This is a genomic window from Thermodesulfobacteriota bacterium (genome assembly GCA_026415035.1).
Classification (GTDB): Bacteria; Desulfobacterota; BSN033; order BSN033; family UBA1163; genus RBG-16-49-23.
Genome location: JAOAHX010000001.1, coordinates 162,128 through 185,886, shown reverse-complemented (window position 1 = coordinate 185,886; position 23,759 = coordinate 162,128). Strand labels below are relative to the sequence as shown.

26 protein-coding genes and 2 tRNA genes are annotated in these 23,759 nt (G+C 57.1%); 18 read left to right on the top strand and 10 right to left on the bottom strand.

The window, feature by feature from the left end; translation table 11 throughout:
• Positions 1-4 precede the first annotated feature (4 nt).
• Complete coding sequence (locus N3G78_00945; protein ID MCX8116481.1) at positions 5-652, top strand: alpha/beta hydrolase; 648 nt, start codon at positions 5-7, stop codon at positions 650-652.
• Here the strand turns inward: N3G78_00945 and N3G78_00940 are convergent.
• Positions 615-1,511 (bottom strand): hypothetical protein, encoded by an 897-nt coding sequence (locus N3G78_00940; GenBank protein ID MCX8116480.1) that lies wholly within the window; start codon positions 1,509-1,511, stop codon positions 615-617. The two genes, N3G78_00945 and N3G78_00940, sit on opposite strands and share 38 nt — an antisense overlap.
• Positions 1,512-1,611: 100 nt before the next feature.
• On the opposite strand from N3G78_00940, the gene gatB reads away from it, so the two are divergent.
• Genes gatB through N3G78_00920 form a run of 4 tightly spaced genes read left to right on the top strand, consistent with a single transcriptional unit; the run spans position 1,612 to position 6,100 of the window.
• The gene (gatB, locus tag N3G78_00935; GenBank protein MCX8116479.1) at positions 1,612-3,051 is read left to right on the top strand and encodes an Asp-tRNA(Asn)/Glu-tRNA(Gln) amidotransferase subunit GatB; all 1,440 of its coding nucleotides are present in this window, start codon (positions 1,612-1,614) and stop codon (positions 3,049-3,051) included.
• Between the two features lie 47 nt (positions 3,052-3,098).
• Positions 3,099-4,139 carry an S-methyl-5-thioribose-1-phosphate isomerase gene (gene mtnA / locus N3G78_00930; GenBank protein ID MCX8116478.1) on the top strand — a complete coding sequence of 347 codons (1,041 nt, stop codon included), beginning with the start codon at positions 3,099-3,101 and terminating at the stop codon, positions 4,137-4,139.
• Positions 4,136-4,945, top strand: a complete 810-nt coding sequence (locus N3G78_00925) for an SAM-dependent chlorinase/fluorinase (GenBank protein ID MCX8116477.1) — start codon at positions 4,136-4,138, stop codon at positions 4,943-4,945. Before mtnA ends, N3G78_00925 begins: the two co-directional genes overlap by 4 nt.
• 18 nt (positions 4,946-4,963) lie before the next feature.
• On the top strand, positions 4,964-6,100 hold the full coding sequence (locus N3G78_00920; GenBank protein ID MCX8116476.1) for a pyridoxal phosphate-dependent aminotransferase: 1,137 nt from the start codon (positions 4,964-4,966) through the stop codon (positions 6,098-6,100).
• Here the strand turns inward: N3G78_00920 and N3G78_00915 are convergent.
• Genes N3G78_00915 through N3G78_00895 form a run of 5 tightly spaced genes read right to left on the bottom strand, consistent with a single transcriptional unit; the run spans position 6,090 to position 10,132 of the window.
• Positions 6,090-6,773 (bottom strand): endonuclease V, encoded by a 684-nt coding sequence (locus tag N3G78_00915; GenBank protein ID MCX8116475.1) that lies wholly within the window; start codon positions 6,771-6,773, stop codon positions 6,090-6,092. The genes N3G78_00920 and N3G78_00915 overlap by 11 nt on opposite strands.
• Positions 6,774-6,795: 22 nt before the next feature.
• Entirely contained in the window at positions 6,796-8,562 is a 1,767-nt protein-coding gene (locus tag N3G78_00910) for an ABC transporter substrate-binding protein (protein MCX8116474.1), read from the bottom strand.
• Complete coding sequence (gene hpt / locus N3G78_00905) at positions 8,552-9,094, bottom strand: hypoxanthine phosphoribosyltransferase (GenBank protein MCX8116473.1); 543 nt, start codon at positions 9,092-9,094, stop codon at positions 8,552-8,554. Before hpt ends, N3G78_00910 begins: the two co-directional genes overlap by 11 nt.
• 42 nt (positions 9,095-9,136) lie before the next feature.
• Positions 9,137-9,793, bottom strand: coding sequence for an MBL fold metallo-hydrolase (locus N3G78_00900; protein MCX8116472.1), 657 nt, complete (start codon positions 9,791-9,793; stop codon positions 9,137-9,139).
• A 30-nt stretch (positions 9,794-9,823) separates the two neighbouring features.
• A complete protein-coding gene (locus tag N3G78_00895) occupies positions 9,824-10,132 on the bottom strand; it encodes an MTH1187 family thiamine-binding protein (protein ID MCX8116471.1) in 309 nt (102 codons plus the stop codon).
• A gap of 98 nt (positions 10,133-10,230) precedes the next feature.
• Here N3G78_00895 and N3G78_00890 point away from each other — a divergent pair, with 98 nt between their 5' ends.
• Positions 10,231-10,974 (top strand): cytochrome c biogenesis protein CcdA, encoded by a 744-nt coding sequence (locus tag N3G78_00890; GenBank protein MCX8116470.1) that lies wholly within the window; start codon positions 10,231-10,233, stop codon positions 10,972-10,974.
• Positions 10,975-11,025: 51 nt separating this feature from the next.
• On the opposite strand, the gene lptG is transcribed toward N3G78_00890, so the two are convergent.
• Positions 11,026-12,120 (bottom strand): LPS export ABC transporter permease LptG, encoded by a 1,095-nt coding sequence (gene lptG, locus N3G78_00885; GenBank protein ID MCX8116469.1) that lies wholly within the window; start codon positions 12,118-12,120, stop codon positions 11,026-11,028.
• The gene (gene lptF, locus N3G78_00880; GenBank protein ID MCX8116468.1) at positions 12,113-13,294 is read right to left on the bottom strand and encodes an LPS export ABC transporter permease LptF; all 1,182 of its coding nucleotides are present in this window, start codon (positions 13,292-13,294) and stop codon (positions 12,113-12,115) included. The genes lptG and lptF overlap by 8 nt, the downstream gene beginning before the upstream one ends.
• Before the next feature lie 128 nt (positions 13,295-13,422).
• On the opposite strand from lptF, the gene N3G78_00875 reads away from it, so the two are divergent.
• A tRNA-Met gene (locus N3G78_00875) sits at positions 13,423-13,499 on the top strand.
• 5 nt (positions 13,500-13,504) lie between these two features.
• On the opposite strand, the gene rlmN is transcribed toward N3G78_00875, so the two are convergent.
• Positions 13,505-14,608 carry a 23S rRNA (adenine(2503)-C(2))-methyltransferase RlmN gene (gene rlmN / locus N3G78_00870; GenBank protein ID MCX8116467.1) on the bottom strand — a complete coding sequence of 368 codons (1,104 nt, stop codon included), beginning with the start codon at positions 14,606-14,608 and terminating at the stop codon, positions 13,505-13,507.
• Positions 14,605-15,027, bottom strand: a complete 423-nt coding sequence (ndk, locus tag N3G78_00865) for a nucleoside-diphosphate kinase (GenBank protein ID MCX8116466.1) — start codon at positions 15,025-15,027, stop codon at positions 14,605-14,607. The genes rlmN and ndk overlap by 4 nt, the downstream gene beginning before the upstream one ends.
• 187 nt (positions 15,028-15,214) lie before the next feature.
• On the opposite strand from ndk, the gene trxB reads away from it, so the two are divergent.
• The 11 genes from trxB to N3G78_00810 all read left to right on the top strand — a co-directional run bounded on the left by trxB (position 15,215) and on the right by N3G78_00810 (position 23,728).
• The gene (gene trxB / locus N3G78_00860; GenBank protein MCX8116465.1) at positions 15,215-16,150 is read left to right on the top strand and encodes a thioredoxin-disulfide reductase; all 936 of its coding nucleotides are present in this window, start codon (positions 15,215-15,217) and stop codon (positions 16,148-16,150) included.
• On the top strand, positions 16,147-16,521 hold the full coding sequence (locus N3G78_00855; protein MCX8116464.1) for a hypothetical protein: 375 nt from the start codon (positions 16,147-16,149) through the stop codon (positions 16,519-16,521). The genes trxB and N3G78_00855 overlap by 4 nt, the downstream gene beginning before the upstream one ends.
• Before the next feature lie 260 nt (positions 16,522-16,781).
• Positions 16,782-16,928: a hypothetical protein gene (locus N3G78_00850; GenBank protein MCX8116463.1), complete on the top strand. Its 147-nt coding sequence runs from the start codon at positions 16,782-16,784 to the stop codon at positions 16,926-16,928.
• A gap of 273 nt (positions 16,929-17,201) precedes the next feature.
• Positions 17,202-17,420, top strand: a complete 219-nt coding sequence (locus N3G78_00845; protein ID MCX8116462.1) for a NifU family protein — start codon at positions 17,202-17,204, stop codon at positions 17,418-17,420.
• A 314-nt stretch (positions 17,421-17,734) separates the two neighbouring features.
• Positions 17,735-18,199 (top strand): hypothetical protein, encoded by a 465-nt coding sequence (locus tag N3G78_00840; protein MCX8116461.1) that lies wholly within the window; start codon positions 17,735-17,737, stop codon positions 18,197-18,199.
• A 42-nt stretch (positions 18,200-18,241) separates the two neighbouring features.
• Positions 18,242-19,153 carry a 4-(cytidine 5'-diphospho)-2-C-methyl-D-erythritol kinase gene (gene ispE, locus N3G78_00835; GenBank protein MCX8116460.1) on the top strand — a complete coding sequence of 304 codons (912 nt, stop codon included), beginning with the start codon at positions 18,242-18,244 and terminating at the stop codon, positions 19,151-19,153.
• Between the two features lie 95 nt (positions 19,154-19,248).
• Positions 19,249-19,323, top strand: a tRNA-Gln gene (locus N3G78_00830).
• A 106-nt stretch (positions 19,324-19,429) separates the two neighbouring features.
• On the top strand, positions 19,430-20,365 hold the full coding sequence (locus N3G78_00825; GenBank protein MCX8116459.1) for a ribose-phosphate pyrophosphokinase: 936 nt from the start codon (positions 19,430-19,432) through the stop codon (positions 20,363-20,365).
• A gap of 52 nt (positions 20,366-20,417) precedes the next feature.
• Positions 20,418-21,071 carry a 50S ribosomal protein L25/general stress protein Ctc gene (locus N3G78_00820; protein MCX8116458.1) on the top strand — a complete coding sequence of 218 codons (654 nt, stop codon included), beginning with the start codon at positions 20,418-20,420 and terminating at the stop codon, positions 21,069-21,071.
• Between the two features lie 6 nt (positions 21,072-21,077).
• Positions 21,078-21,656: an aminoacyl-tRNA hydrolase gene (pth, locus tag N3G78_00815; protein ID MCX8116457.1), complete on the top strand. Its 579-nt coding sequence runs from the start codon at positions 21,078-21,080 to the stop codon at positions 21,654-21,656.
• A 2-nt stretch (positions 21,657-21,658) separates the two neighbouring features.
• Positions 21,659-23,728 (top strand): sodium-translocating pyrophosphatase, encoded by a 2,070-nt coding sequence (locus N3G78_00810; GenBank protein ID MCX8116456.1) that lies wholly within the window; start codon positions 21,659-21,661, stop codon positions 23,726-23,728.
• Positions 23,729-23,759: the final 31 nt, after the last annotated feature.

The following is a 23,759-nucleotide window of genomic DNA, read 5'->3' as shown; positions in this document are numbered from 1 at the left end:
ATCGATGGTCAGAGAAGAAAGAGTCACGATCCCTTGCCGCGGAATCCGCCTGGAGGGCCTCCTCAGTTTGGGGGAGGCCCTTTCGGTGAAAGGTGGCATGGTCCTCTGCCATCCCCATCCCCTTTACGGAGGGGATATGCACAACCGGGTCATCGCCGTCTCTTGCGAAGCGGCTCGAGAAGAGGGATATGCGACCCTTCGCTTCAACTTCAGGGGTGTGGGAGGGAGCGAGGGGAACTATGACGAGGGCATAGGGGAAAAGGAGGATGTGGCCTCGGCCATCGAATTCCTCCATTCGGCCCTCAATCGCCGAGACGTCCCCTTGTCCTTTTTGGGCTACTCCTTCGGGGCCTGGGTCGGCCTACCCGTGGCGATGAATGACCCGCGGGTGAGAAAGGTGGTCGCCATCTCCCCTCCTCTGGAGATTTACGATTTCAGCTATTTCAAAGGGTTTAAGGGAGAGAAGCTCATCCTTGCAGGGGATCGGGATGAATGGTGCCCCCTTTCCCGTTTGAAGCAGTGGTATGAAACCCTCGATGAGCCCAAATCCCTGACCATCCTCGAAGGAGCCGACCACTTCTACTCTTTCCAGTCCAACCTGATCACCCAACCCCTCAGGGATTTTCTCCGCATGGGGACCTCCCGTTACTGACCCCTATCCTCCTCTTTAGAAGCCAGCCTGTTCGATGGAGCGCGAGGTGGAGGCGATAGGCCCGGAGGGCCCGTTTCATCGCACTCCGGAGTCGCGGATCGTCACCCCCGTAGGCCAAAAAGAAACGCCATCGATCCGTTCGGGTCACCGGCAGGCCAAAACTTTTCCCCTTATCGATGGAGCGGTTGAGGCGGAGGAGGTTCTTGATTCGGGTCCGAAGGGAGAGGTCTTTTTTCCGGCCGGAGCGGTCGAGATCGATGATCAGGACCTGATCGCCTGCCACGAGGAGGTTTCTCAGCTGGAGGTCCCTGTGGTAGAAGCCCTCGTTGTGGAACTTTTGGAGGAGCAGGCCAGCGGATCGGATGATCCACCTCTTACGGCGCAGGGCCTCTGGCGAGGCGGATCCCCTCATCGCCAAAAGGAAGTCGAATAAGTCCCTGGCACCCTCGACTTCCATGGATAGGAGAAAGGCCCGGTAAAAAGGCCAGAGGATCACACGATGGATGGCGCCGACGGCTTGGATCGTCGGAATGGAGGTGGCCCGGACTTCTTCGGTCAGGACGAGTTCCCTGAAAGACCTCGCCCCGAAGAGAAAGATCTCTCCCGTGAGCAACCTTAGGAGCCCTCCGTGGGAGTATTTCCTCAGGACGATCCGGAGGCCCTCCCCGAGGTCAATGACCGGGTGGGGGGTTCTTCCGCCGAGAAAGGTCAACGGTCGAAGGGAATTCTTACAAAAGGTTTCGGGATCCTCAACCCCTTTATTGAGGAGGAGCTCTCTGAATCGGTCGTGGAGGAGGAGGAAGCTTTTTCCCCTTCGGACCAGGGAGAAGGAGGGAGGAACGGGACTCCTTTTTAACATCGCCTTTAGGGTAAAGGAATCCCTTACCATTGTCAAATCGACCGATTGACAAGGGAAGGGCCATATTATAAGTTTAGGGGCAGTCCGAGGAGGTAACGAAGTGGAATACGAGCCCGTCATCGGCCTTGAGGTCCATGCCCAGCTTCTTACACGATCGAAGATGTTCTGCGGCTGTTCCACGGCCTTCGGGGAGGAGCCCAACAGCCAGGCCTGTCCGGTCTGCACGGGGCAGCCTGGCTCGCTTCCCGTGATCAACCGGAAGGCCGTCGAGTTTGCCATCCGACTGGGTCTGGCCACCCACTGCCGGATCGCCCCTTACAGCCTTTTCGCCCGGAAGAACTACTTCTATCCCGACCTTCCCAAAGGGTATCAGATCTCGATGTACGAGCATCCCCTGGCGTTGGATGGCTACATCGAGATCGACGTCCAGGGTGCGAAGAAGAGGATCCGGATCCAGCGGATCCACATGGAGGAGGATGCGGGCAAGCTGAAGCACGGGGAGACGGCCGAGACCGCCCGTTTCAGCTACGTCGACTTCAACCGCACCGGCGTCCCTCTGGTCGAGATCGTAAGCGGTCCGGACATCCGTTCACCCCAGGAGGCAGGTGAGTATCTGAGGAGGCTGAGGGCCATTCTCCAGTATCTTGAGGTCTGCACGGGTGACATGGAGAAGGGGACCTTTCGCTGCGATGCCAATGTCTCGGTCCGGCCGAAGGGAAGGGCGGCCTTCGGAACGCGAACGGAGTTGAAGAACATGAACTCCTTCCGCCACGTGGAGAAGGCCCTCGAATACGAGATCGCCCGGCAGATCCGGTTGCTCGAAGAGGGGGAGGAGATCGTCCAGGAGACGAGGCTCTGGGATGCCAACCAGAACATCACCGTCTCCATGAGGGGGAAGGAGGAGGCCCACGACTACCGGTATTTCCCCGATCCCGACCTCGTCCCCCTCAAGATCGACGAGCGATGGATCGAAGAGATCCGCCGGAGCCTTCCGGAACTTCCGGATCAGCGAAGAGAACGCTTTGTCCGGGACTACGGGCTCCCCGATTATGACGCCGAGATCCTGACCTCCACGAAGGCCCTGGCCAACTATTTTGAGGAGGCGGTCCGGCTCTTTCCGGATCCGAAGACGGTGAGCAACTGGATGATGGGAGATCTGCTCAGGGCCCTGAAGCAGGACGATCGCGACGTCGATCAGTGTCCCGTCACCCCGGTTCACCTTTCCGCCATGCTCGCCATGATCAAGGACGGAACGATCAGCGGCAAGATCGCCAAGGAGGTCTTTGTCGAGATGTACCGGACCGGCGAGCTTCCCGAAAAGATCGTCAAGGAGAGGGGCTGGGTCCAGATCATCGACCCGGAGGCGATCGAGAGGGCGATCGGAAGGGTCCTCGAAGCCAACCCGAAACTGGTCGAAGATTTCAAGAAAGGAAAGGAGAAGGTCTTCGGGTTCCTCGTGGGAGAGGTGATGAGGGAGACCCAGGGCAAGGCCAACCCGAAGCTGGTCAACGAGCTCCTCCGGAAGAGATTGAAGGATTGAGGAAGGTTCTTCCAGGGATGGGCCTCTCTTCCGGGAGGTGAGGGGTCATGGGCTTTCAAACGATCCAATGGAAGGGCGACGCCGTGAAGATCCTCGACCAGAGGAGGCTTCCGGCCCAAGTCCGCTATCTTTCCTGTAAAGAGCCGGCCTCCGTGGCCATGGCCATCAAAGAGATGGCCATCCGAGGGGCTCCGGCCATCGGAGTGGCGGCGGCCATGGGTATCGCCCTTGCCGCGAGAAAGAGCCAGGCGGTTCGTTTGGAGGATTTGAGGAGGGAGGTTGAAGAGGCCTGCGGGATGATGTCTCGGACCCGGCCCACTGCCGTCAACCTCTTCTGGGCCATCGAGCGGATGAGGAAGGTCCTCGAACGACCCGGCCCCTTCGAATTAGACGATTTGAAATCGCAGCTTGTGGAGGAGGCGCTGCGGATTTACCAGGAAGACCTCAATGTGAACCGGAAGATCGGGGAAAATGGAAAGGGACTCGTCCGAGACGGACAGGGCGTTCTCACCCACTGCAACGCGGGCGCGCTGGCCACCGCCGGTTACGGAACGGCCCTCGGGGTGATCAGGGCGGCCTGGGCCGGGGGAAAGAGATTCCATGTCTACGTCAACGAGACCCGTCCCCTCTTTCAGGGGGCGCGGCTGACGGCCTGGGAGCTCTCCCAGGAGGGGATTCCCTGCACCGTGATCACCGACAGCGCGGCAGGCGTCCTCATGAAGGAGAAGAGGGTCCATCTCGTTTTGGTCGGGGCCGACCGGATCGCCCTCAATGGGGATGCGGCCAACAAGATCGGAACCTACGGCCTGGCCATCCTCGCCTCTTGGCACCGGATTCCCTTTTACGTGGCTGCGCCGAGCTCCACCCTGGATCACCGTCTCCGGTCAGGAAGGGAGATCCCCATCGAGGAGAGGTCCGAGGAAGAGGTGACCCGAATCGACGGGAAAAGGATCGCTCCGTCAAAGGTCCCGGCCTATAACCCTGCCTTCGACGTCACCCCCCATCCCCTCATCAAGGCCATCATTACCGAGAAAGGGTTGATCAAGCCACCCTTCTTCAGAAACCTGAAGAGGCTCGCTTGGAGATGAAGGCCTTTCGGCACCCGATCGTCACCCTGCTTACCGATTTTGGAACGAAGGACCCTTACGTGGCCTCCATGAAGGGGGTGATCCTCGGGATCAATCCGCGGTGCCAGGTGGTCGACATCACCCACCAGATCGCTCCGCAGGATGTGGTGGAGGGGGCCTTCGTCCTCTCCAACGCCTTCTCCTACTTTCCAGAGGGCACGGTTCACGTAGCCGTGGTGGATCCGGAGGTGGGAGGCAAGAGGCATCCCGTCCTCATCGTCACCGAACGCTACTTCTTCGTGGGGCCTGACAACGGCCTTTTCGGCTTCGTCCTTCGAAAAGAGAGGATGAAGGAGGCTTATATCCTCACGGAAAAACGGTTCTTCCTCCCACGGGTGAGCAGCACCTTTCACGGCAGGGATATCTTCTCCCCAGTCGCCGGCCACCTGACCCTCGGCGTCCCTCCCAAGGCCTTCGGGAGGGAGGCCCATTCCCTGAAGGACCTCGGCTTTCCCGTTCCACAACAGAGGGGAAGGACCCTCACCGGAGAGGTGATCCATGTCGACCGTTTCGGAAACCTCATCACCAACATCGACCGCGCCACCCTGCTCGACTTCTCCGGTGGAGGCCCCATCCGGCTGAGCGTTTCGAAGAGAAAGATCGAGGGGATTCGGACGTCCTACTGGGAAGGAAAAAAGGGGGAGTTGATGGCCCTCTTCGGAAGCAGCGATCTCCTTGAGATCGCCGTTAGGGAGGGAAGCGCCCAGGAGAGGTTAAAAGGAAGGAGAGGGGACCCGGTCAGGATCGTCCCTGTTGGCCAAAGATAACCTCTCGAGGAGTGAAGAATGGTTTCGAGAAAGGCCCAAGAGATCCCGCCCTTCATCGTCATGGACGTCCTGGAGAAGGCCCAGGAGATGGAGAGGAGAGGGGAGCACATCATCCATCTCGAGGTCGGAGAGCCCGATTTTGATACACCGCAGTGCATCAGCGAGGCCGGCTATCGGGCCATCTGCGAGGGAAAGACCCATTACACCCACAGCCTTGGCCTCCTCGAGTTGAGGGAGGCGATCGCCGAGGACTACTGGAAGAAGTATCGCGTGAAGGTCTCTCCCGGGCAGATCCTGGTGACCTCGGGGACCTCTCCGGCCATGGTCCTTCTCTTTTCCGCTTTGCTTGATCCGGGAGACGAGGTCATCCTCCCCAACCCTTACTACCCCTGCTATCCCAACATCATCCGCTTCGTGGACGGAAGGCCTCTCTTCGTGGACGTCCGAGAGGAAGAGGGATTCCAGTACCTACCGGAGATGATCGAGGAGAAACTGGGCCCGAGGGTGAAAGGCATTTTGATCAACTCTCCCTCCAATCCCACCGGCAACGTCATGTCACCGGAGCGGATGGAGAGGATCGCCCGATTCTCTCCCTACATCATCTCCGACGAGATTTACCATGGCCTCGTCTACGAGGGCGAGGCCCACACCATCCTTGAATTCACCGATCGGGCCTTCGTCATCAATGGATTTTCGAAGCTCTATGCGATGACGGGATGGAGGCTGGGGTACCTGATCGCGCCCCCGGAGTTCATCCGGCCCATGCAGAAGATCCAGCAGAACCTCTTCATCTCGGCCAGCGCCTTCGCCCAGTGGGCGGCCTTGACAGGATTGAAGCAGGCGGGGAGGGATGTCGAGAGGATGCGGAAGACCTATGACCAGCGGAGACGTTTCCTCATTCCACGTTTGAAGGAGCTTGGCTTCGGCATCACGGTCGAGCCCACGGGCGCTTTCTATGTGCTGGCCAATGCCAAAAGATTTTCACAGGACTCCTACCGATTCGCCTTCGACATCCTCGAGAAGGCCAAGGTGGCGGTGACGCCCGGGATCGACTTCGGGTCGAATGCGGAGGGCTACCTCCGCTTCTGCTATGCCAATTCCATGGAAAACCTCGTCGAGGGGATGAACCGGCTGGAGAGGTATCTCAAGGGTTGAACGATCCTCCCCCTCGTGAGACCTGGTGGGCTTTTCTCAGGGGCTCCGGGATTCGATATTTGGGGGAGACTCCAAGGACGATCTGGACGGAGGTCTCGAGATCGACCCGGTGGCCAGGAGAGACGAAGATCGGTTTGGTTCCCTCCCTCGTCCTGAGGACGGCACCCACCCTCTTTCCCCGCAAGTAGACCCAAGAAAAATCCCCCTTTGAGGGACCAGGGGGCTCGTAATCCTCGAGCAGGGAGTTCCGGCTGCAACCGATGGTGGGAAGGTCGAGCCAGAGCCCCAGATGGGAGGCCAATCCGAACTGCCTCGGATGGGCGATGCCGTGGCCCTCGAAGAGGAGGAGGTCTGGCCTCACCCTAAGGGTTTTGAAGGCCTCGAGGAGGATCGGTCCCTCCCGAAAGCTGAAGAGGCCAGGGAGATATGGGAAGGTGATGTGGCCCTCCGCCCTTGCCCAATCGAGGAGCTCGAGCTCGGGAAGAGAGAGGACGGCGATTCCGCCGGAGAGCCGTTTTTCCTCCTTCGCGTAGGCCACATCGGCGCCTCCGATCGTCCTGAGGGTCGAAAAGCGATTTTCAATCTCAACGAGGCACCTCAGCCTCTCTTGAATCCGAATCGCTTCCCCGGTGCTTACTTCCCACGGGTGGAGGGGCTTGTCGATCTGAAACAAAGGTCCCAACCTTTGAACCGGATCAGGGCGAGAAGTGTTCGATTCGCCCGTTTTTTACCCTTAAGATCGAGAGGACCCGTATCGCCTTGCCCTCCCCGTTAAATCCTTTTAAGCCGGAAACTCCCTCGAAGCCCACGGACCTCAGGAGCTCGTCTCTCACCGCTTGGGGGGAGGAGGGGGATTTCGTCTGGAGGATCTTTCTCAAGAGGTTTGCTCCGTCGAAGGCAAGGGCCTCGAGGGTGTCTGGTTCCCGCTGGTACTCTCTCAGAAATTCCTCGACGAAGGATTTCACAGAGGGCGTCTTCGAGAAGGCATCGACGAAAAAGGCCCCTTCCGCGCCTCTCCCCCCCATCTTGACGAGGTCGGGTCCGTTCCATGCGTTCGTTCCCAAAAAAGTGGTCCCCCTGATCTCATAATAGGCCAACTGGCCGAGGATCGTCCCGGCCCGATCGGCCGAATCCGGCACGAAGAGCCCATCGACGAAGACCCCTTGCTTGAACGCCTCTGCTCGCTTTCCCTCTCCCTGTTTCGGGAGGGTCTCCACCCTGAAGAAGCCCCTGATCTCCTGCCTAAAGTCGGTTTGATCCTCCTGATAGATGACCGTCCCTACCACCCGGCCGCCTCTCCGGCCGACTTCCTGATGGAAGAGGTTCTTAAAATGATGCCCATAGGGCGAATTGGGATAGAAGACCGCAAAGCTTCGCAGTTCGAGTTCTTGGATTGCAAAAGCGACGAGGGTCTGGACCTGATCTTCGGGGGTGAGGGAATTCTGGAAGACGAAGTCTCCCCGGCCCTCCATAGGTCCTTTCTGGGAAAGGCTGATCAGGGGGACTTTAAGCTCCCTGGCCTTCCGTGCCGCCCGGTCCACCTCGAGGCTGAGCAAAGGTCCGATGACGGCGATCGCCTTTTCGTGCCTCACCAGTTCGTCGATTCCTTTTTCTACCTCAGCCGGCTCACCCTTTGTATCGCGAACCATCAGCGATGCGAAGGCCAACTTTTCTTTTGAGCCCTTCTCTTTAAAAGCCAGTTGAATGGCCTGGAGGGCCTTGTGGCCGAAGGGTTTATGGATGCCGCTTAAAGGGAGAAGGACACCGACGTGGTATTTCGATCTGTTTGGGGGGGGAGGGGCCTCCATCCCTTCTCTCCTCTGGGCGACATAGTCCATCCTGGAGTACTCACGCTCGACCTCGGCCACAAGCTTCTTGGCGATCGCCTCGTATCCCGACTGCTTCGCCTTCTGGGCCAATCGCCATTTGGCATAACCCCCGGCGTAGGTCCCGCGATGGCCCCACTCCACCTCGTTGAGCTCCTCCTCCGACTCCATCGAATCGATGATGGCCCTGATCTTCCGCTTCAACTCCTCCTGGGGCTGCCCGGACACCTGAAGGCCTTTCTCGTACCAGGAGAGGGCCTGGGCTCGATCTCTGATTTCGAGGGCATTGTCACCGAGAAGCGTGAAGACCTGGACCATCCGTTGAGGGGTCATGAAGGTAGGGAGGAGCTCGTTCAAGATCCGGAGGGCCTCCTTGGGCCGTTTCAACTGGGTATAGCAGAGGCCCATCCTGAATTTGGCTTCGTGGATGAGGGGGCTTTTGGGATGTTCGGCGATCAACCTTTTGAACCGCCATAGGGCCCTCTCGACCTCTCCTTTTGAAAGGAGTTCCTCCCCCTCCCGGAAAAGCTGACCCTCGTCGAGGTTCTTGCCGCGAGATTGTGAAAAGACCGAATCGGGAAAGAAGGCCAATAGGAGGAGGCCGAGGAGAAAGAGGGCGACCGACCTACGGCCCATCCCCTGGGGAGGATGTGAGGTAGTAGATTTCTGGGAGGTTGCGATACTGCTCATTGAAATCGATGCCGTAGCCGACGACAAAGACGTTCTCGATCTCTCTCCCGACATAGTCTACGGTGACATCGACCTCTCTTCGGGCCTTTTTGTCGAGAAGGGCACAGATCCTGACCGATCGGGGCCGGGAGAGCTTGAGGCGATCTTTGAGAAAACGGAGGGTCCGTCCGCTGTCTACGATATCCTCCACGATGAGGACATCCTTTCCCTCGACGGGGATTTCGATATCTTTGGTGATCTCCACGTTGCCCGAGGAGGTGGTGCCCGACCCGTAGCTGGCCAGGCGGACGAAGTCGACCTTCACCGGAATTCGGAGCAGGCGAATCAGATCCGAAAGGAAGAGAAAGGCTCCCTTGAGGATGCAAACGAGGATTAACTCCCTCCCCTCGTAATCGAGGGAGATTCGATCTGCCAGGTCTTTCACGACCCGAGCGATTTCTTCCGAGGACAGGAGGAGACGGAGTGCCCGGGATTCCATGCCTCGATGTCTGGTCGGTTCTGACCTCGAAGCCCCCGAGGGTTATAGGGCAGGGTCGAGAACGACGATCTCCGTCTGGGCCGGCAGGGAGGCCTGATTATAAGTGATCTCGTTGCTCCCGGCCCGCTTGAAGGAGGGTTTGTCCTTCAGAAAATCTTCCACCGGTGCAATCGGAAAGGCGCACTTCTCCGTCTTGAAATGCATGGGAATGACCACCCTCGGTTTCATCCGGTTGACGATCTGGGTCGCCTCTTTTGCGTCGATGGTGAAGTAGCCGCCCACGGGGATCAGGAGGATATCGACGGGCCCGATCTCCTGGAGCTCCTTTTCTTCCAAGACATGGCCTAGGTCTCCGAGATGGCAGACCTGAAGGCCATCGACGAGGAGGTTGAAGACCACGTTCTCCCCCCTCTCCTTCCCTTTGGAGGGATCGTGATAGGTGGGAACGCCTTTGATCGAGATCCCTTTGACCGTCTTTACGCCTTTTCCCTTGACCACCTCCGGATTTCCGGGAAGGCCCTTCGTGTGGTTGTGGTCGGCATGGTCGTGACTGGTGAGGACGATGTCGGCCGAATCCGGAATCTTTCCGTAGGAGAGCTGTCCCCCGAAGGCCCCTGGCTCATAAGGATCGAGGATGATCTTCGTCCCCTGGTCCGAGGTGATGAGAAAAGCGGCATGGCCGTAATATTTGATCTTCATGGGCGGACCTCCTCTCGCTGAGGTAATGGATCACCTCTTTTTCAGCTTCATTTCGACCGACTTCTTCTTTCCCTCCATCGTACCCTTCTTGTCCCGGCGGTCGTCGATCCGGATGGTGGTGAGGACCCGTTTGGCTCCCTTTTTGAAGGGAGTTTCATGCATCTTCATCACCACGCGGATCAGATCCTTCAGGTCGCCCTCGAGGTTCGACCCCATGGAGGTGAGCTCATGTTTGATCTTCTTCTCCTTCTGCAAAACCTTGACGCACTCCGCCACATAAGGGCTGAGGCTGGTGCCCGGAGTTCCGATGGGAACGACGCTGACATCCAAGATGGCCATAACCTACCTCCTGAAAAAAGTTAACTATTATTTACCACCTCGCCCTCCTCTTGTCAACGAGGAAGGGGCTTTGATTTTCCATCGAGGGTTGTATTAAAATGGAATCGATTCCCATGCAGCCCCAGCAGGACATCTCCGCCCTCATTGCCTTCACCGCCGGCGTCCTCTCCTTCGTGTCGCCTTGTGTCCTCCCCCTGGTTCCTTCTTACCTGACCTACATCACCGGCGTCTCCTTCAAGGATCTGTCGGATGAAAGCCAGGGCACCCGGATTCGATGGAGGACCTTGCTCCATTCCCTCTGCTTCATCACGGGGTTCTCCGCGATCTTCATCCTCATGGGGGCCTCCGCCTCCTATTTAGGTCAGATCTTGGTGGAATATCAGTCCTGGATCATGAGGGGAGGGGGGATTCTGATCATCCTCCTGGGGATCCATTTTACGGGCCTCGTCCAGATCCCTTTTCTTCAGGCGGAAAAGCGATTCGAAATGAAGAAGAAGCCCCTCGGCTATTTCGGCTCCTTCCTGGTGGGCGTGGTCTTTGCAGCGGGGTGGACGCCCTGCATCGGCCCCATCCTCTCCACCATCCTCATCTATGCCAGCACGGCTCAAAAAATGACGACGGGCATCCTCCTTCTCACGGCCTACTCCCTCGGGCTCGGCCTTCCCTTCCTCCTCTCCTCCCTGGCCTTCAACTCTTTCCTCTCGGTCTTCAACTGGGTCAAACGGTATATGCGATGGATCACCCTGGCAAGCGGGATCTTCCTGATCCTCATCGGCCTCCTCTTTTTGACCGACACCTTCCGTGAGCTCAACACCTTCTTCAATGAGCTGGCCAGCCCCTGAGCTGACTTTCTTCCAAGGCCGCCAGCCCTGCGATGCTGCGATGGCGGCGGCCTACTGGCGGAGGCTCATCAAGGCGAAGAGGCCCGCGAGGCCATAGAGGCTCGTCGGCGTCCATCCGGCGAGCAGGGGCGGGAGGATCCCGGATTTCCCGAAGTTGAGGAAGACATAGAAAAAGATCCCGTAAGTAAACCCGATGACGACGCTGGCCCCGATCCCCAAGGCCATCCCCCCTGAGCGGCCGGTTCGCAGGGCGAAGGGGATGCCGATCAGAACCATGACCAGGTTTAAGAAGGGGAAGGAGAGTTTGGCATGGAGATCTGTCCGATATCTCGTCGTATCATAGCCTGCCGCGCCAATCCTCTTGATATAGGCGCTGAGCTCGGTATAGCTCATTTCTCCTGATTTTTGTTCGATCTTTTGGAAGGTGTCCCAATCTTCCTGAAGATCGAAGGAGTGGCTTTTGAAGGGGAGGGTCTGGATGGTCCCGTCCTCCTGAAACTCGCGGACCGCCCCCAGATGGAACGTCCACTTCCCATCGTCCCACCTCGCTTCCCGGGCGTCGATCCTCCGAATACAGCGAAAAGGAGAGGCGAACTGATAGATGGTAACCCCCTTCAGGACCCTCTCCTTGGGATCCAAGAGCTGGATATTGAAGATGCCGTAAGAGCCGTGGTACCAAATTTTATAATTTTTGAAATAACTGGTCTGCTCTTCCTTCCTCACCTTCACAGAAAGGAGATGGCGTGTCTTCTGGTTGGTGTAGGGCACCAGATATTCATTGCCCAGGAAGGAGACCGCGCTGGTCAGGAGGGCAAAGAGGAAGAGCGGGATCGTGATCCCGTAAAGGCTGATGCCACCGGCCTTCATGGCCGTGATCTCGTTGTGCCGGGAGAGATTTCCCAGGGTCATGAGGGTCGAAAGCAGAACCGCATAGGGGAGCGTCCACTGGAAGATGACCTCCGGGCTCTTGTAGAGGAGATATTCAAAGATCAGAGGGAACGGGGCCTGGTATTTGACGAAGGTGTCCATCTTCTGAAAGAAGAGGACGACCAGGTAGATCAGGATGAGGCCGGAGAGGCTGAGCAGGAGGACCTTCAGGTATTCTCGGAGGACATATCGTTGAAGGATCCATCCCGTTTCAAACATCCTGCCGGTCTCCTTTCAACTTCCTCTGGAGCCAGTCGAGGGCTTCGGCCATATAGAGGGCTGGCCGGAAGGGAACCTCCTTGGCGGTTCGGATGAAGAGATAGGTCCCCAGGGCCCCGAAGCACAGGTTGGGAAGCCATCCGGCCAAGAACGGAGGGATGGCCTTTTTGAGCGCGAAGATTTCGGTGGCAGTCAGGGAGATATAGTAGAGCAAAAGGAGGATCAGGGTCAGAAGGAACCCGTAGGATCGGCCGGACCGACGGGGCTGTATGCCGAGGGGGACGCCGAGCAGGCCAAAGACGAGGCAAGAGAAGGGGATGGCATATCGTTTCTGAAGTTCCACCTCCTGGGAGGTCGTATCTTCTCCCAAGGCCCTCTTTTTCGCCATCAGGCTTTTGATCTCATCGACCGACATCTCATGCTCTTTCAATTTTCTTCCCAGGGCCGCGAAGGTCTTCGAGAGCTCCAGCCTGAGATCGTAGGTGTCGAATCTCATCCTTTGAAAGGTGTTCGTTTTCGGCTCATACCGGTGGATATCTCCCTTCAGGAGGCGAAGGATGACCTCCTGGGAGTTGGGGTTGTTCACAAGAAATCCTTCCTGGGCAAAGATCGTATGGATCTTCTCTTTATCCCGTTCGTCGTGGATGAGAATCCCCTCGATCTTTCTCCCCTGGAGGGGAACCCGATCCACATAAATGACGAATCCCTCGAAGGCGTCGTTAAAGACCCTCTCTTTGATATCCGCATCTACCCTCGATTGGGCGAGATGAAAGAGGGTTGCCTTGAACCCCCGGTTCCCCCAGGGAAGTCCGTAGAGGACGAGAAAGGCGGTGAGGAGAAAGGCGCCTACGGAGAAGAGGAAGACGGGGAGGTAGAGCTGAAAGAGGCTCACCCCAGAGGCCTTGAAAGCGGTGATTTCGTTATCGCCCGATAATCTCCCGAAGGCCAGAAGGGTCGCCAGGAGAAAGGCGATCGGAACGGTAAAGACGAGAAAGGAGGGAGAGATGAAGAGGAGGAGTTTGAGGAGGTGAGAAAAGCCAACCCCCCGGGTCACGATCAGCTCGATCAGCTTCAGGATCTTGTCCATGAGGAGGATGACGGTGATGGTCATCAGCCCGATGAGAAAGATGGCGGAGATCTCCCGGAGGAGATAAAAGGAGGCGGTTTTGTTCATCGACCTTCGCGCCCTGCAAGGAAATCGTGTCTTTCGTTATTCTAAGGGGAGGGGAAAGGCGATGTCAAGAAACCCGCCTCCGGTGGCCCTTGACAAAATTTTAGGAATCTTTTAATGTTAGGTTCGATCGCGGGGTGGAGCAGTCCGGTAGCTCGTCGGGCTCATAACCCGAAGGTCGGTAGTTCAAATCTACCCCCCGCTACCAATCCTTCAAGGGGTTGCGACGGAGTCGCAACCCCTTTTTTCTTCCTCTTCTGACCTGTGGGGAGCCTCCGACTTTCTCGGGAACTTCCCTTGGAGTTGGCCACAGGCAGCGGAGATGTCCGAGCCCTTGCTCTTGCGGACGATGGCGGTCAGGCCAGATTCCAAAAGAACCTTTTGAAACCCTTCGAGGGTCTCTTCCGAGGGTCTTTTGAAGGGAATCCCCGGCGCCTCATTGAGGGGGATGAGGTTGACCTTGGAGGGAATCCCTTTCAAGAGCTTAACCAATCGTTTCGCATCTTGGATCGAGTCGTTCTCCCCTCGAATCAGGACGTATTCGAAGGTGATGCGGGCCCTTGGAGGAAGGGGAAATCTCCGACAGAGCTCGAGGACCTTGCTCAGGGGATGCCTTCGGTTTATGGGCATCAAACGACTTCGGGTTTCTTCGTCCGTGGCGTTGAGGGAGAGGGCGAGCCGAAAGCGGACCTCTTCGTGGGAGAGTCGCTCCAGCTCAGGAATCAACCCCACCGTGGAAAGCGTCACCCTCCTCGAAGAGTAGTTGAAGGCCTCGGGATGGGTCATCAGCCGTATCGCCTTCAGGGTATTTTCATAATTGGCCAGAGGTTCCCCCATCCCCATGAGGACGATATTGGTGAGGGCGGTCTTCTCCGGCAAGGTCTCTTTTACCGCGAGAATCTGGTTGACCATCTCGGCCGTGGTGAGGTTTCTCTTGAATCCCATCCGGCCCGTGAGGCAGAATCGGCAACCCATCGCACAGCCCACCTGGGTGGAGATGCAGAGGGTCAGACGTCTCTGGTCAGGGATCAGGACGCTCTCGATTCGATGGCCATCCTCAAGTTGGAAGAGGAATTTCTTCGTTCCGTCCCGGCTCTCTTCCACGTGGAGAGGGTGAAGAGAGGAGATGAAACTTCTTTGGCCCAGGGCATGGCGAAGGGTTTTCGAAAGATTGGTCATCCCCTCGAGGGAGCGGATCCCGTGGTGATAGAGCCACTTAAGGATCTGCGTGGCTCGATAGCGCTCCTTCCCATAGGTGGCGACCAGCCCCTCCAAGTCCGAGGGGCTGAGGTTCTTGAGATCGATCTTTTCGGTCATCGCGAGGGGAAAATCTCCAGGGCGTTAAAGAAATATCCGATCTCAAAGGAAGCGGTCTGAGGGCTGTCGGAGCCGTGAACGATATTCTGTTCGATGTTCGAAGCATACTGTCGCCTGAGGGTCCCCTCTTCGGCTTTGGAGGGATCGGTCGCTCCCATCAACGCCCTCACTTTCGAGATCGCCTCCTCTCCCTCGAGGACCATCACGACCGATGGCCCCGACGACATGAACCGGGTGAGGCTTTCATAAAAGGGTTTGCCCCGATGGACGGCGTAGAAACCCTCGGCTTCTTTCTTGTCCAGGTGGATCATCTTCAGGCCGATCACCTTGAGACCGTTGTTTTCGAAGCGCTTGATCACCTCCCCGATGAGATTTTTGGTCACTCCGTCGGGCTTCACAATCGATAGGGTCCGTTCCATTGCCTCCTCCTGCAGGATAAGGATTGAGTTTAAATCTATCTTTCGTCACCCTTCCCTGTCAAGGCAGGGCGAAAGAGGCCCCCGGAGAAGCTTGGCGGCCGGGGAAGGCCAAACCATTGACAAGGAAAGTGCTGTTCGACTATAAGAGGGAAAGATTTTATTTCAAAAAAAGAGAAAGGGTTTTCTCATGAGCCAAGAGCTAAAAGGCCACTATGACGTGATCATTATCGGAGGGGGGCCAGCGGGATTGACGGCCGGTCTCTATACCTCGAGGGCGAGACTTCAGACGCTTTTGATCGAAACGGGTCTGTTCGGCGGACAGATGACGACCACGGAGTTGATCGAGAATTATCCGGGCTTCCCGGAGGGCGTCTCCGGAGAGGAGCTGAGCCGGTTGATGGAGGAGCAGGCCAAACGATTCGGGCTGGAGACGCTCACCGACGAGGTCGTCGAGGTCCACCTCGAGGGGGACCTGAGAAAGGTAAAGACCTATGGCGGCGAATTTCGTTGCAGGGCCCTCATCATCTGCACGGGTACGGAATATCGCAAGCTGGGTGTCCCTGGCGAAGAGGAATTCAAAGGCCGGGGCCTTTCCTATTGCGCCACCTGCGACGGGGCCTTCTTCAAGGATAGCCGGGTGGCGGTCGTCGGGGGAGGGGATTCGGCATTGACGGAAGCCCTATTCCTGACGAAATTCGTCAACGAACTCCTCCTCATCCATCGGCGGGATGCTCTCAGGGCCACCAAGATTTACCAAGAACGGGCGATGAGCCATCCGAAGATCAGGTTCGTCTGGAATTCGGTCGTCGAAGAAATCAAGGGGGACCAGGTCGTTCGTTCGGTGAGGGTCAGGGATGTGAAGACCGGAGAATCCAAAGAGATCCCGATCGATGGCATCTTTCTTTTTATCGGGCTTGTGCCGAGGACCACCTTTTTAAAGGGGTTGGTCGAAATGGATGAGGCTGGATATATACTGACGGACGAAAACTGCCAGACCTCGGTCGAAGGGGTCTTCGCCGCAGGCGATTGCCGGCGAAAACTCCTCCGCCAAATCGCCACAGCGGTAGGCGACGGGGCCACAGCAGCCTTCGCCGCGGAGAAGTATCTCGAAGAGGCCCGATGATCCGATTTCAGGGAAGGGCGAAAATCCTGCCGATCGCCATCCTCCTGTGTTCGATGACATCTACCGGCCTCCTCGCCGAGGAGACGAATCTTGAGGGATGGCCCATCCCCGATTTGAGAGGCCTCGTCCCGTACTCCATCTCCATCCAGAGGGTCGATGGTATCGAGAAAATCGTCGAGCGTTTCCGAATGCCCGATGGAGGCCATGTCGCCAGAATCAGCGGGAACGGGAAGGTCTTCGCCTACGCCGTGGACAGAGACCTGAACCCTCCGATCGATTACCTGCTCCTGGATGTGGAAGGGTTTGGGAGATTTTCAAAAAAATTGAGGTCGGACGAAACCTATTCCATTCCTGATTGGGTCTTCCGCTAAGGGGAGACGAAAAGCATTTCATATCCCGAGCCGCTGTTCGGCATCCCTTCCTCAATCTCTGATCCCCTCGATTTGAAGAAACCTTTGAAAATCGCATAATTTCTCTGAAATGCCCTGGTTGGCACCGAAATTGAAAGAGAATAGAAAACAGGAGGTGTTTTGACCTTAGGCTCGGATATCCGGCATCGGTTTCAGACGTGTGGGAGTTGGCTGTAATGGGAATGTTCAAGAAATGTTCATTTTACCGGGAAGAGGGACAGGTGAAAGGAAAGAACCTAAGGACCTACTGCGACCTCGACCAGGACTGGGTTCTCTGCAGGGGAGACATCCAGTCCTGTAAGAAGATTTCCCTTTTGAAGAAGCATCTGTTGAAAGAAAGAAAGAAGGAGGAGGCGGCGGGGGGATAGGAGGTCTGGGTTTGGGGAAAGGCATTGGCAATTCTGTCACCGAAAGCATTGGCGCCCCTTCTTCGGAGACTTAAAATTCAGCGAAAGCCCCCAGCCCTTATGAGATATCTTTAATCGAAATCGAACGAAGAGGGAGAATCACGGGCCCGACCCTTGGGTCGTTCGCTAAGAAGAGTGCTCCGAGGAGCCTTCCCATTGAGGAAGGCATTTTTGTCTGTAGACATTATGGAATAATGTGTTATGATTAATTAAATAAAATCGAAGGAGGCAGAAATGAGAGAAAGCGTGGAGAAGGCGTTGGAAAAGATCCGGCCGGCCCTGCAGGCGGATGGGGGAGATATTGAATTGATCGATGTGGTCGACGGGGTGGTCAAGGTGAGATTAACGGGCGCCTGCGGAGGATGCCCGATGTCCCAGATGACCTTGAAGATGGGAGTCGAAAGGGCGCTGAAGCAACAGGTCCCTGAGGTCAAAAGCGTCGAAACCGCATAACCCTCCCTCTCCCCGAAACGATCGAGGTAAAGAAAGAGAAGACGCTTCTTATCGTTTTCGAGAAGGCATTCCTTGAAAGGGGATCGGTACGGCCCACCCGACACCTACGATGGCAGGGCAATCTATTTCCTGTCCCGATCTTCCTCTGGCATTTTAAACCCAATCGTTTAGAGCGGTTCGATCCTCGTCCTTGCCGAGACCGCTATCTTCCGTTCATCCCCCTTTAAAAAAGGAACCAAGCCCGAATTTCCTACTCTTGAAAAAAAGAGAGGCCTCTTCTATCATTGGAGAAAAATTGGAGGAGGGATGGGAAGATGAGAAGATGGAGAGGATGGATCTTCAGGGGGTTAGCCCTCACCCTTTTTTTAGGGCTTTTCGGGTGCGGCGATCTCTACTCTTACAGGATGCGCCAGGAGAGGGAGCCCGAAAAACAGCCGGCCCTTGCGACCTCCTATCGATTTGACGATATCCCCCTGCCTCCGGGGATGACCCTCAGTCGAAAAGAGTCTTTCGTCTATGAGACCCGGGCCACCCGGACTGGACTTCTGGTCTATGAGGGCAAAGGGGAGATGGAGCGGCTTGCCAATTTCTTCAAGGAACAGATGCCCAACTACCAGTGGAGAATGGTGAGCAATTTTGAATTCCACAACGTGATGCTCACCTTTATCAAGGAGGGGTGGAGCAGTATCATCTATATCCAGCCTCAACCCGACGAGACGAAGCGGATCGAAATTCGTGTTGGGCCCATTGATCTCAAGTTTCTCCCTGCAGCCAAATAGGCGATTCTCCCTTCGCCCCCCATTCAATCCCGTGTACAGGTGATGGAAACTTTTGAAGGAGATCGGCCGGAAGGACTCCAGGATCCCAAATACGAAAAGGTGGAAAGGACCCTCTTCGTTTTGGCGCCCGCCAAGGTCAATCTAAGGCTCGAGGTTTTGAGGAAGAGGCCAGATGGATACCATGAGATCAGGACCATCTTTCAGAAGATCAGCCTCTTCGATTCCCTTCGGTTCTCCCTCAGGCCAGGCAGGGGGATCCGGATCACGACCGACCATCCCACCCTCCCAACGGGAGAACGAAACTTGGTTTACCGTGCGGTGAAGGCCTTTCTGAAAGAGACCCGTCACAGCCTGAGCGTCGAGATTCATATAAAAAAGGGGATTCCCATCGGGGCAGGGCTCGGAGGGGGAAGCAGCGATGCGGCAGCCGGACTGGATGCGTTAAATAGACTCTTGAAGACCCCGATATCCCGGAAGAGATTGATGGAGATGGGGAGGGAGATAGGAGCCGATGTCCCTTTCTTCTTATTTAACGGATCGGCGATCGGCAGGGGAGTCGGCGATAGATTGAGAAAAATTGAACTACCTCGTTATTTCTATGTCCTCATCTATCCCAATTTCGAGGTCTCGACAAGGTGGGCCTACGAAAATTTCATATTGACAAAAAGAAGAAATCATTTTAATCTTCAGTGGTTATTAAGGTCGAAAAAGAGGATCCCAAAGCTCCTTCGGAACGACTTAGAAGGGGTCGTCTCTCAGAGATATCCCGAGATCAGCCTCATGAAAGAGATGCTTCTGGCCGAGGGGGCGAAGGGTGCGCTGATGAGCGGCAGCGGGCCGACCGTCTTCGGCCTGTTTAATGAGGAGGGGGAGGCCCAAGAGGCCTTCGAAGGATTGAGTAGACGGGTCAGGGCCAGAGGATGGAGGATATTCATGGCCCGTGGTCTCCCTTAGCCTTTTGCATGGGGGGCGATTTCCTGCCCCGAAGAAGGATCGCGGTTCTTCACCTCTTTCTTAAAAGGTTTTCGAATCACCAGGAAAAAAACGACTGGGGTGTCGTCAAGCGGTAAGACACAGGTCTTTGGAACCTGCATTCGGAGGTTCGAATCCTCCCACCCCAGCCATTTTTCTGTCGATTGAAGGGATGGGGGAGGTCCATTCCCCCTCCCTGTTTCATCCCATCCGGAGCCAAAGGTGAGGAGGAGGCTTGTTTTAGAAAAGGACCAAAATCTGACCTGGTTGAGGATTTTCACTGGAAACTCAAACCCTCCCTTGGTGGAGGAGATCACCCAGGCCCTTGGGACGAAGATGGGGAGGTCCCAGGTCAAGAACTTCAGCGATGGCGAGATCCACGTGGAGATCGAGGAGAGCGTCCGGGGGATGGACGTCTTCGTCATCCAGTCGATCTGCCACCCGGTGAATAACAATCTGATGGAACTCCTCATCTTGATCGACGCCCTGAAGAGGGCCTCTGCCGAGAGAATCACGGCGGTCATGCCCTACTATGGTTATGCCCGTCAGGACCGAAAGGTCTCCCCCCGAGCCCCCATCTCGGCCAAGCTCATCGCGGACCTCATCACCACCGCGGGAGCCTCTCGCATCCTGACGATCGATCTCCACGCCGGTCAGATCCAGGGCTTTTTCAATATCCCGGTGGACCATCTCTTTGCGGCCCCAGTCCTCTTGGAATATTTGAAAAGGATGAAGAACGATCTGGTGATCGTCTCTCCGGATGCCGGGGGCGTCGAACGGGCCCGAGCCTATGCGAAGCGGTTAGAATCCGCCCTGGCCATCATCGATAAGAGGAGAGAGGGGCCCAATATTTCCCAGGTGATGAATATCATCGGCGATGTCCAGGGGATGACGGCCATCCTCGTGGATGACATGGTGGACACGGGCGGGACCCTGGTCCGGGCCGCTTATGCCCTGATGGAGAAAGGAGCCAAAAAGGTCTATGCCTGCTGTACCCACCCCGTCCTTTCAGGAAGGGCGGTGGAGCTGATCAACGAATCCCCAATTTCGGAGTTGATCGTGACGAATACGATTCCATTGAGGGAGGAGGCCAAGGCCTGTCAGAAGATCAAGGTCCTATCGGTTTCGGGCCTCCTGGCGGATGCCATCCGGAGGATCTACGAAGACGAATCGGTCAGCTCCCTCTTTGTATAAATCTCGACGTCGAACGACCCAACGATAAGACGCGTAAGGGAAAGGATGAGACATGACGGAACGGCCACTTTTGAAAGCGGAGCTTAGAGAAGGCACGGGAAAAGGCCCGGCCAGAAAGGTGAGGGCGAAAGGCATGGTCCCTGCCATCTTCTACGGCCCAAAAACTCAGAGCCTTCCTCTGATCGTCGATCCGAGGGCCCTGTCCATTGCCCTTCAAACAGAGGCGGGCGGAAATGTCCTGATCGACCTCGAAATCCAAAACGGGGAGGAACGGTCTCGGAGGGTCGTGATGGTCAAAGACCTCCAATACGATCACTTCGGCCGGAAATTGCTCCATGTCGATTTTTACGAGGTGGCGATGGATGTGATGATCACCGTGGAGGTTCCCATCCATCTCGTGGGCCGGCCCGAAGGGACGAAGATGGGGGGAGTCTTGGAGCAGGTTCGGAGGACCCTTGAGATTCAGTGCCTACCCGGAGATATCCCAAAGGACATCGAGATTGACGTAAGCCCGTTGAAGATCGGCGATTCGATCCACGTCCGGGATGTTCAGCTGGCCAAGGGGAGGATCCTCTCGGACCCCAACCTCACGATCGCGACGGTGGTTCCGCCCGTCACCGAGGAGAAGAAGGCGGAAGAGGGGGTTCCGGAGGCTGGGGCCGCTGCAGAGGTAAAGGAAAAGGAGGCCAAGGAGAAGAAAGAGTAGTCGGCGGTGAAGCTGATTGTGGGATTGGGGAACCCGGGTGTTCAATATGAAGGAAGTCGACACAACATCGGATTCTTCATCGTCGACCGACTCGCCGCATTAGCCCATATTCCCATCACCACAAAGCGATTCCAAGCCCTCATCGGAAAGGGGAAGATCGACTCTCAGGAGATCCTCCTTCTCAAGCCTATGACCTTTATGAACCGCAGCGGGGAAGCGGTCAAACGGGCCATCCTCTTTTTTCACTTGGAACCCAAAGATTTGACGGTCGTCCATGACGATCTGGACCTCCCTTTCGGGAGGCTCCGATTTAAGAGGCAGGGCGGCGATGGAGGCCATCTCGGCGTTCGTTCCATCGTTGAAACGATCGGGACGGAACGCTTCTTGAGATTGAAAGTGGGCATTGGAAGGCCTCCCCCCCATCTGGATCCCGCCGACTACGTCCTCGGCCAGTTCGATGAGGCTGAGCGAGGCTCCTTAGAGAAGGTCATCGATCTGGCTGCCGAGGCCTTAAAGGTGATGGTTCTCGAGGGTCTTCAAACGGCGATGAACCGGTACCATAAAATCAGAACAGAGGAGGGTTGATTATGGGCTGGATTGGAGTCGCTTCACTCACGGGGATTGTCGCTTTGCTCTTTGTTCTCTTGACCGCCCGGAGGGTCATGAGGCAGGACCCTGGGAACGAAAGGATGGTGGCCATTTCCGAGGCGGTCCACGAGGGGGCCATGGCCTTCCTGAAAAGGGAGTATAAGGCGATCAGCCTCTTCGCCCTGATCGTCGCCGTCCTCCTGGCCATCGGTTTGAAAGGTCAGGGATGGCATTTCTCGCTCCTGACGGCGATCTCCTATCTCCTCGGAGCGGCCTGCTCCCTGGTCGCAGGCTACGTTGGGTTGAGCATCGCCACCCGGGCCAATACCCGGACCGCGCAGGGCGCCACGAAAGGATATAATTACGCCCTCTCGATCGCCTTTCCTGGCGGAGCCGTGATGGGGCTCACCGTCGTGGGGTTGGGCCTCCTGGTCTTCTCTCTCCTTTTCCTCCTTCTCGGCCAACTGGCTTCGGGAGGGCTGGTGGAGAGGATGACCGAGGCGGCCAATATCATCGCCGGCTTCAGCATGGGTGCCAGTTCCGTGGCCCTCTTTGCAAGGGTAGGGGGCGGCATCTATACGAAGGCAGCCGATGTCGGTGCGGACCTGGTCGGAAAGGTCGAAGCCGGGATCCCCGAGGATGACCCCCGAAACCCTGCTGTGATCGCTGACAACGTCGGCGACAATGTGGGCGATGTGGCCGGGATGGGCGCAGATCTGTATGAGTCTTATATCGGCTCCCTTCTTTCCGGGGTGATCATCGCTGTCTCCACCCTCGAAACCCCCGAACTCAAGATCAAGGGGGTGATCCTCTCCTTCCTTCTCTACGCCATCGGGGTCATCGCCTCCATCCTCGGGGTCTACTTCGTCCGAACCGATGAGAAGTCCGACCCGAGAAAGGCCCTCAACAACGGGACCCTGGCCAGTTCGGTCCTCTATTCGATCGGGGCCCTTGTCCTGGTCTGGGTGATGTTCGATGGGGACCTCTCCTACTTCCTGGCCACCTTTTCAGGCATCGTCTCCGGGATGGTGATCGGCTACACCGCCTATTACTATACCTCAGGGAGGTCGGTCCAGGGCCTGGCCAAGGCGAGCGTCACGGGATCGGCCACGACGATCATCCACGGGTTTGCCCTGAGCTGCCGGAGCACGGTCGTCCCTCTCGTGATCATCGGGTTGGCCATCATCATCTCCTTCAAGCTCGGTGGCTTCTTCGGAATCGCCCTGGCCGCCATCGGGATGTTGGCCATCACCGGCATGGTCGTTTCCGTGGACGCCTATGGACCCATCGCCGACAACTCCGGTGGCATCGCGGAGATGGCCCATATGGGGAAGGAGATCCGGAAGATCACCGATTCCCTCGATGCGGCGGGCAATACGACGGCGGCCATCGGGAAGGGCTTCGCCATCGGTTCCGCTGCGTTGACCGCCTTGGCCCTCTTTCTCTCCTACACGCAGGTGATGGGGCTTTCGGCCATCGACATCATGAGCGCGACAGGAGGCTATAAGATTGTGGCAGGCGTCTTCATCGGGGCCATCATCCCGTATTACTTCGCGGGGGCGACGATGATGGCCGTGGGAAGGGCCGCCTTCCGGGTGGTGGAGGAGGTCCGAAGACAGTTCAGGGAGATCAAGGGGTTGATGGAGGGCACGGCCCGGGCCGAATACGCCCGATGCGTGGATATTACGACCGCAGGGGCCCTCAAAGAGATGGTGGCCCCTGGGATATCGGCCGTCGTCATTCCGATCGTGCTGGGAAGCCTTCTGGGCCCGGAGGCCTTGGCCGGGATGTTGTTAGGGTCACTGGCGACCGGAGTCCCCCTCGCCCTTCAGATGGCCAACGCAGGCGGGGCCTGGGATAATGCGAAGAAGTGGATCGAAGAAGGAAACCTCGGCGGCAAAGGTTCGGACACCCATAAGGCCGCGGTGGTGGGGGATACGGTGGGCGATCCCTTCAAGGACACCTCCGGACCTTCGCTGAACATCCTCCTGAAGCTCATGACCGTGGTGTCGCTGGTCTTCGGCCCGATGATCCTCGCCATCCACCACTGGATCGTCTCCCTCTTCTGACTTTCCTCCGGACGGAAGGGGAGGTCCCCTT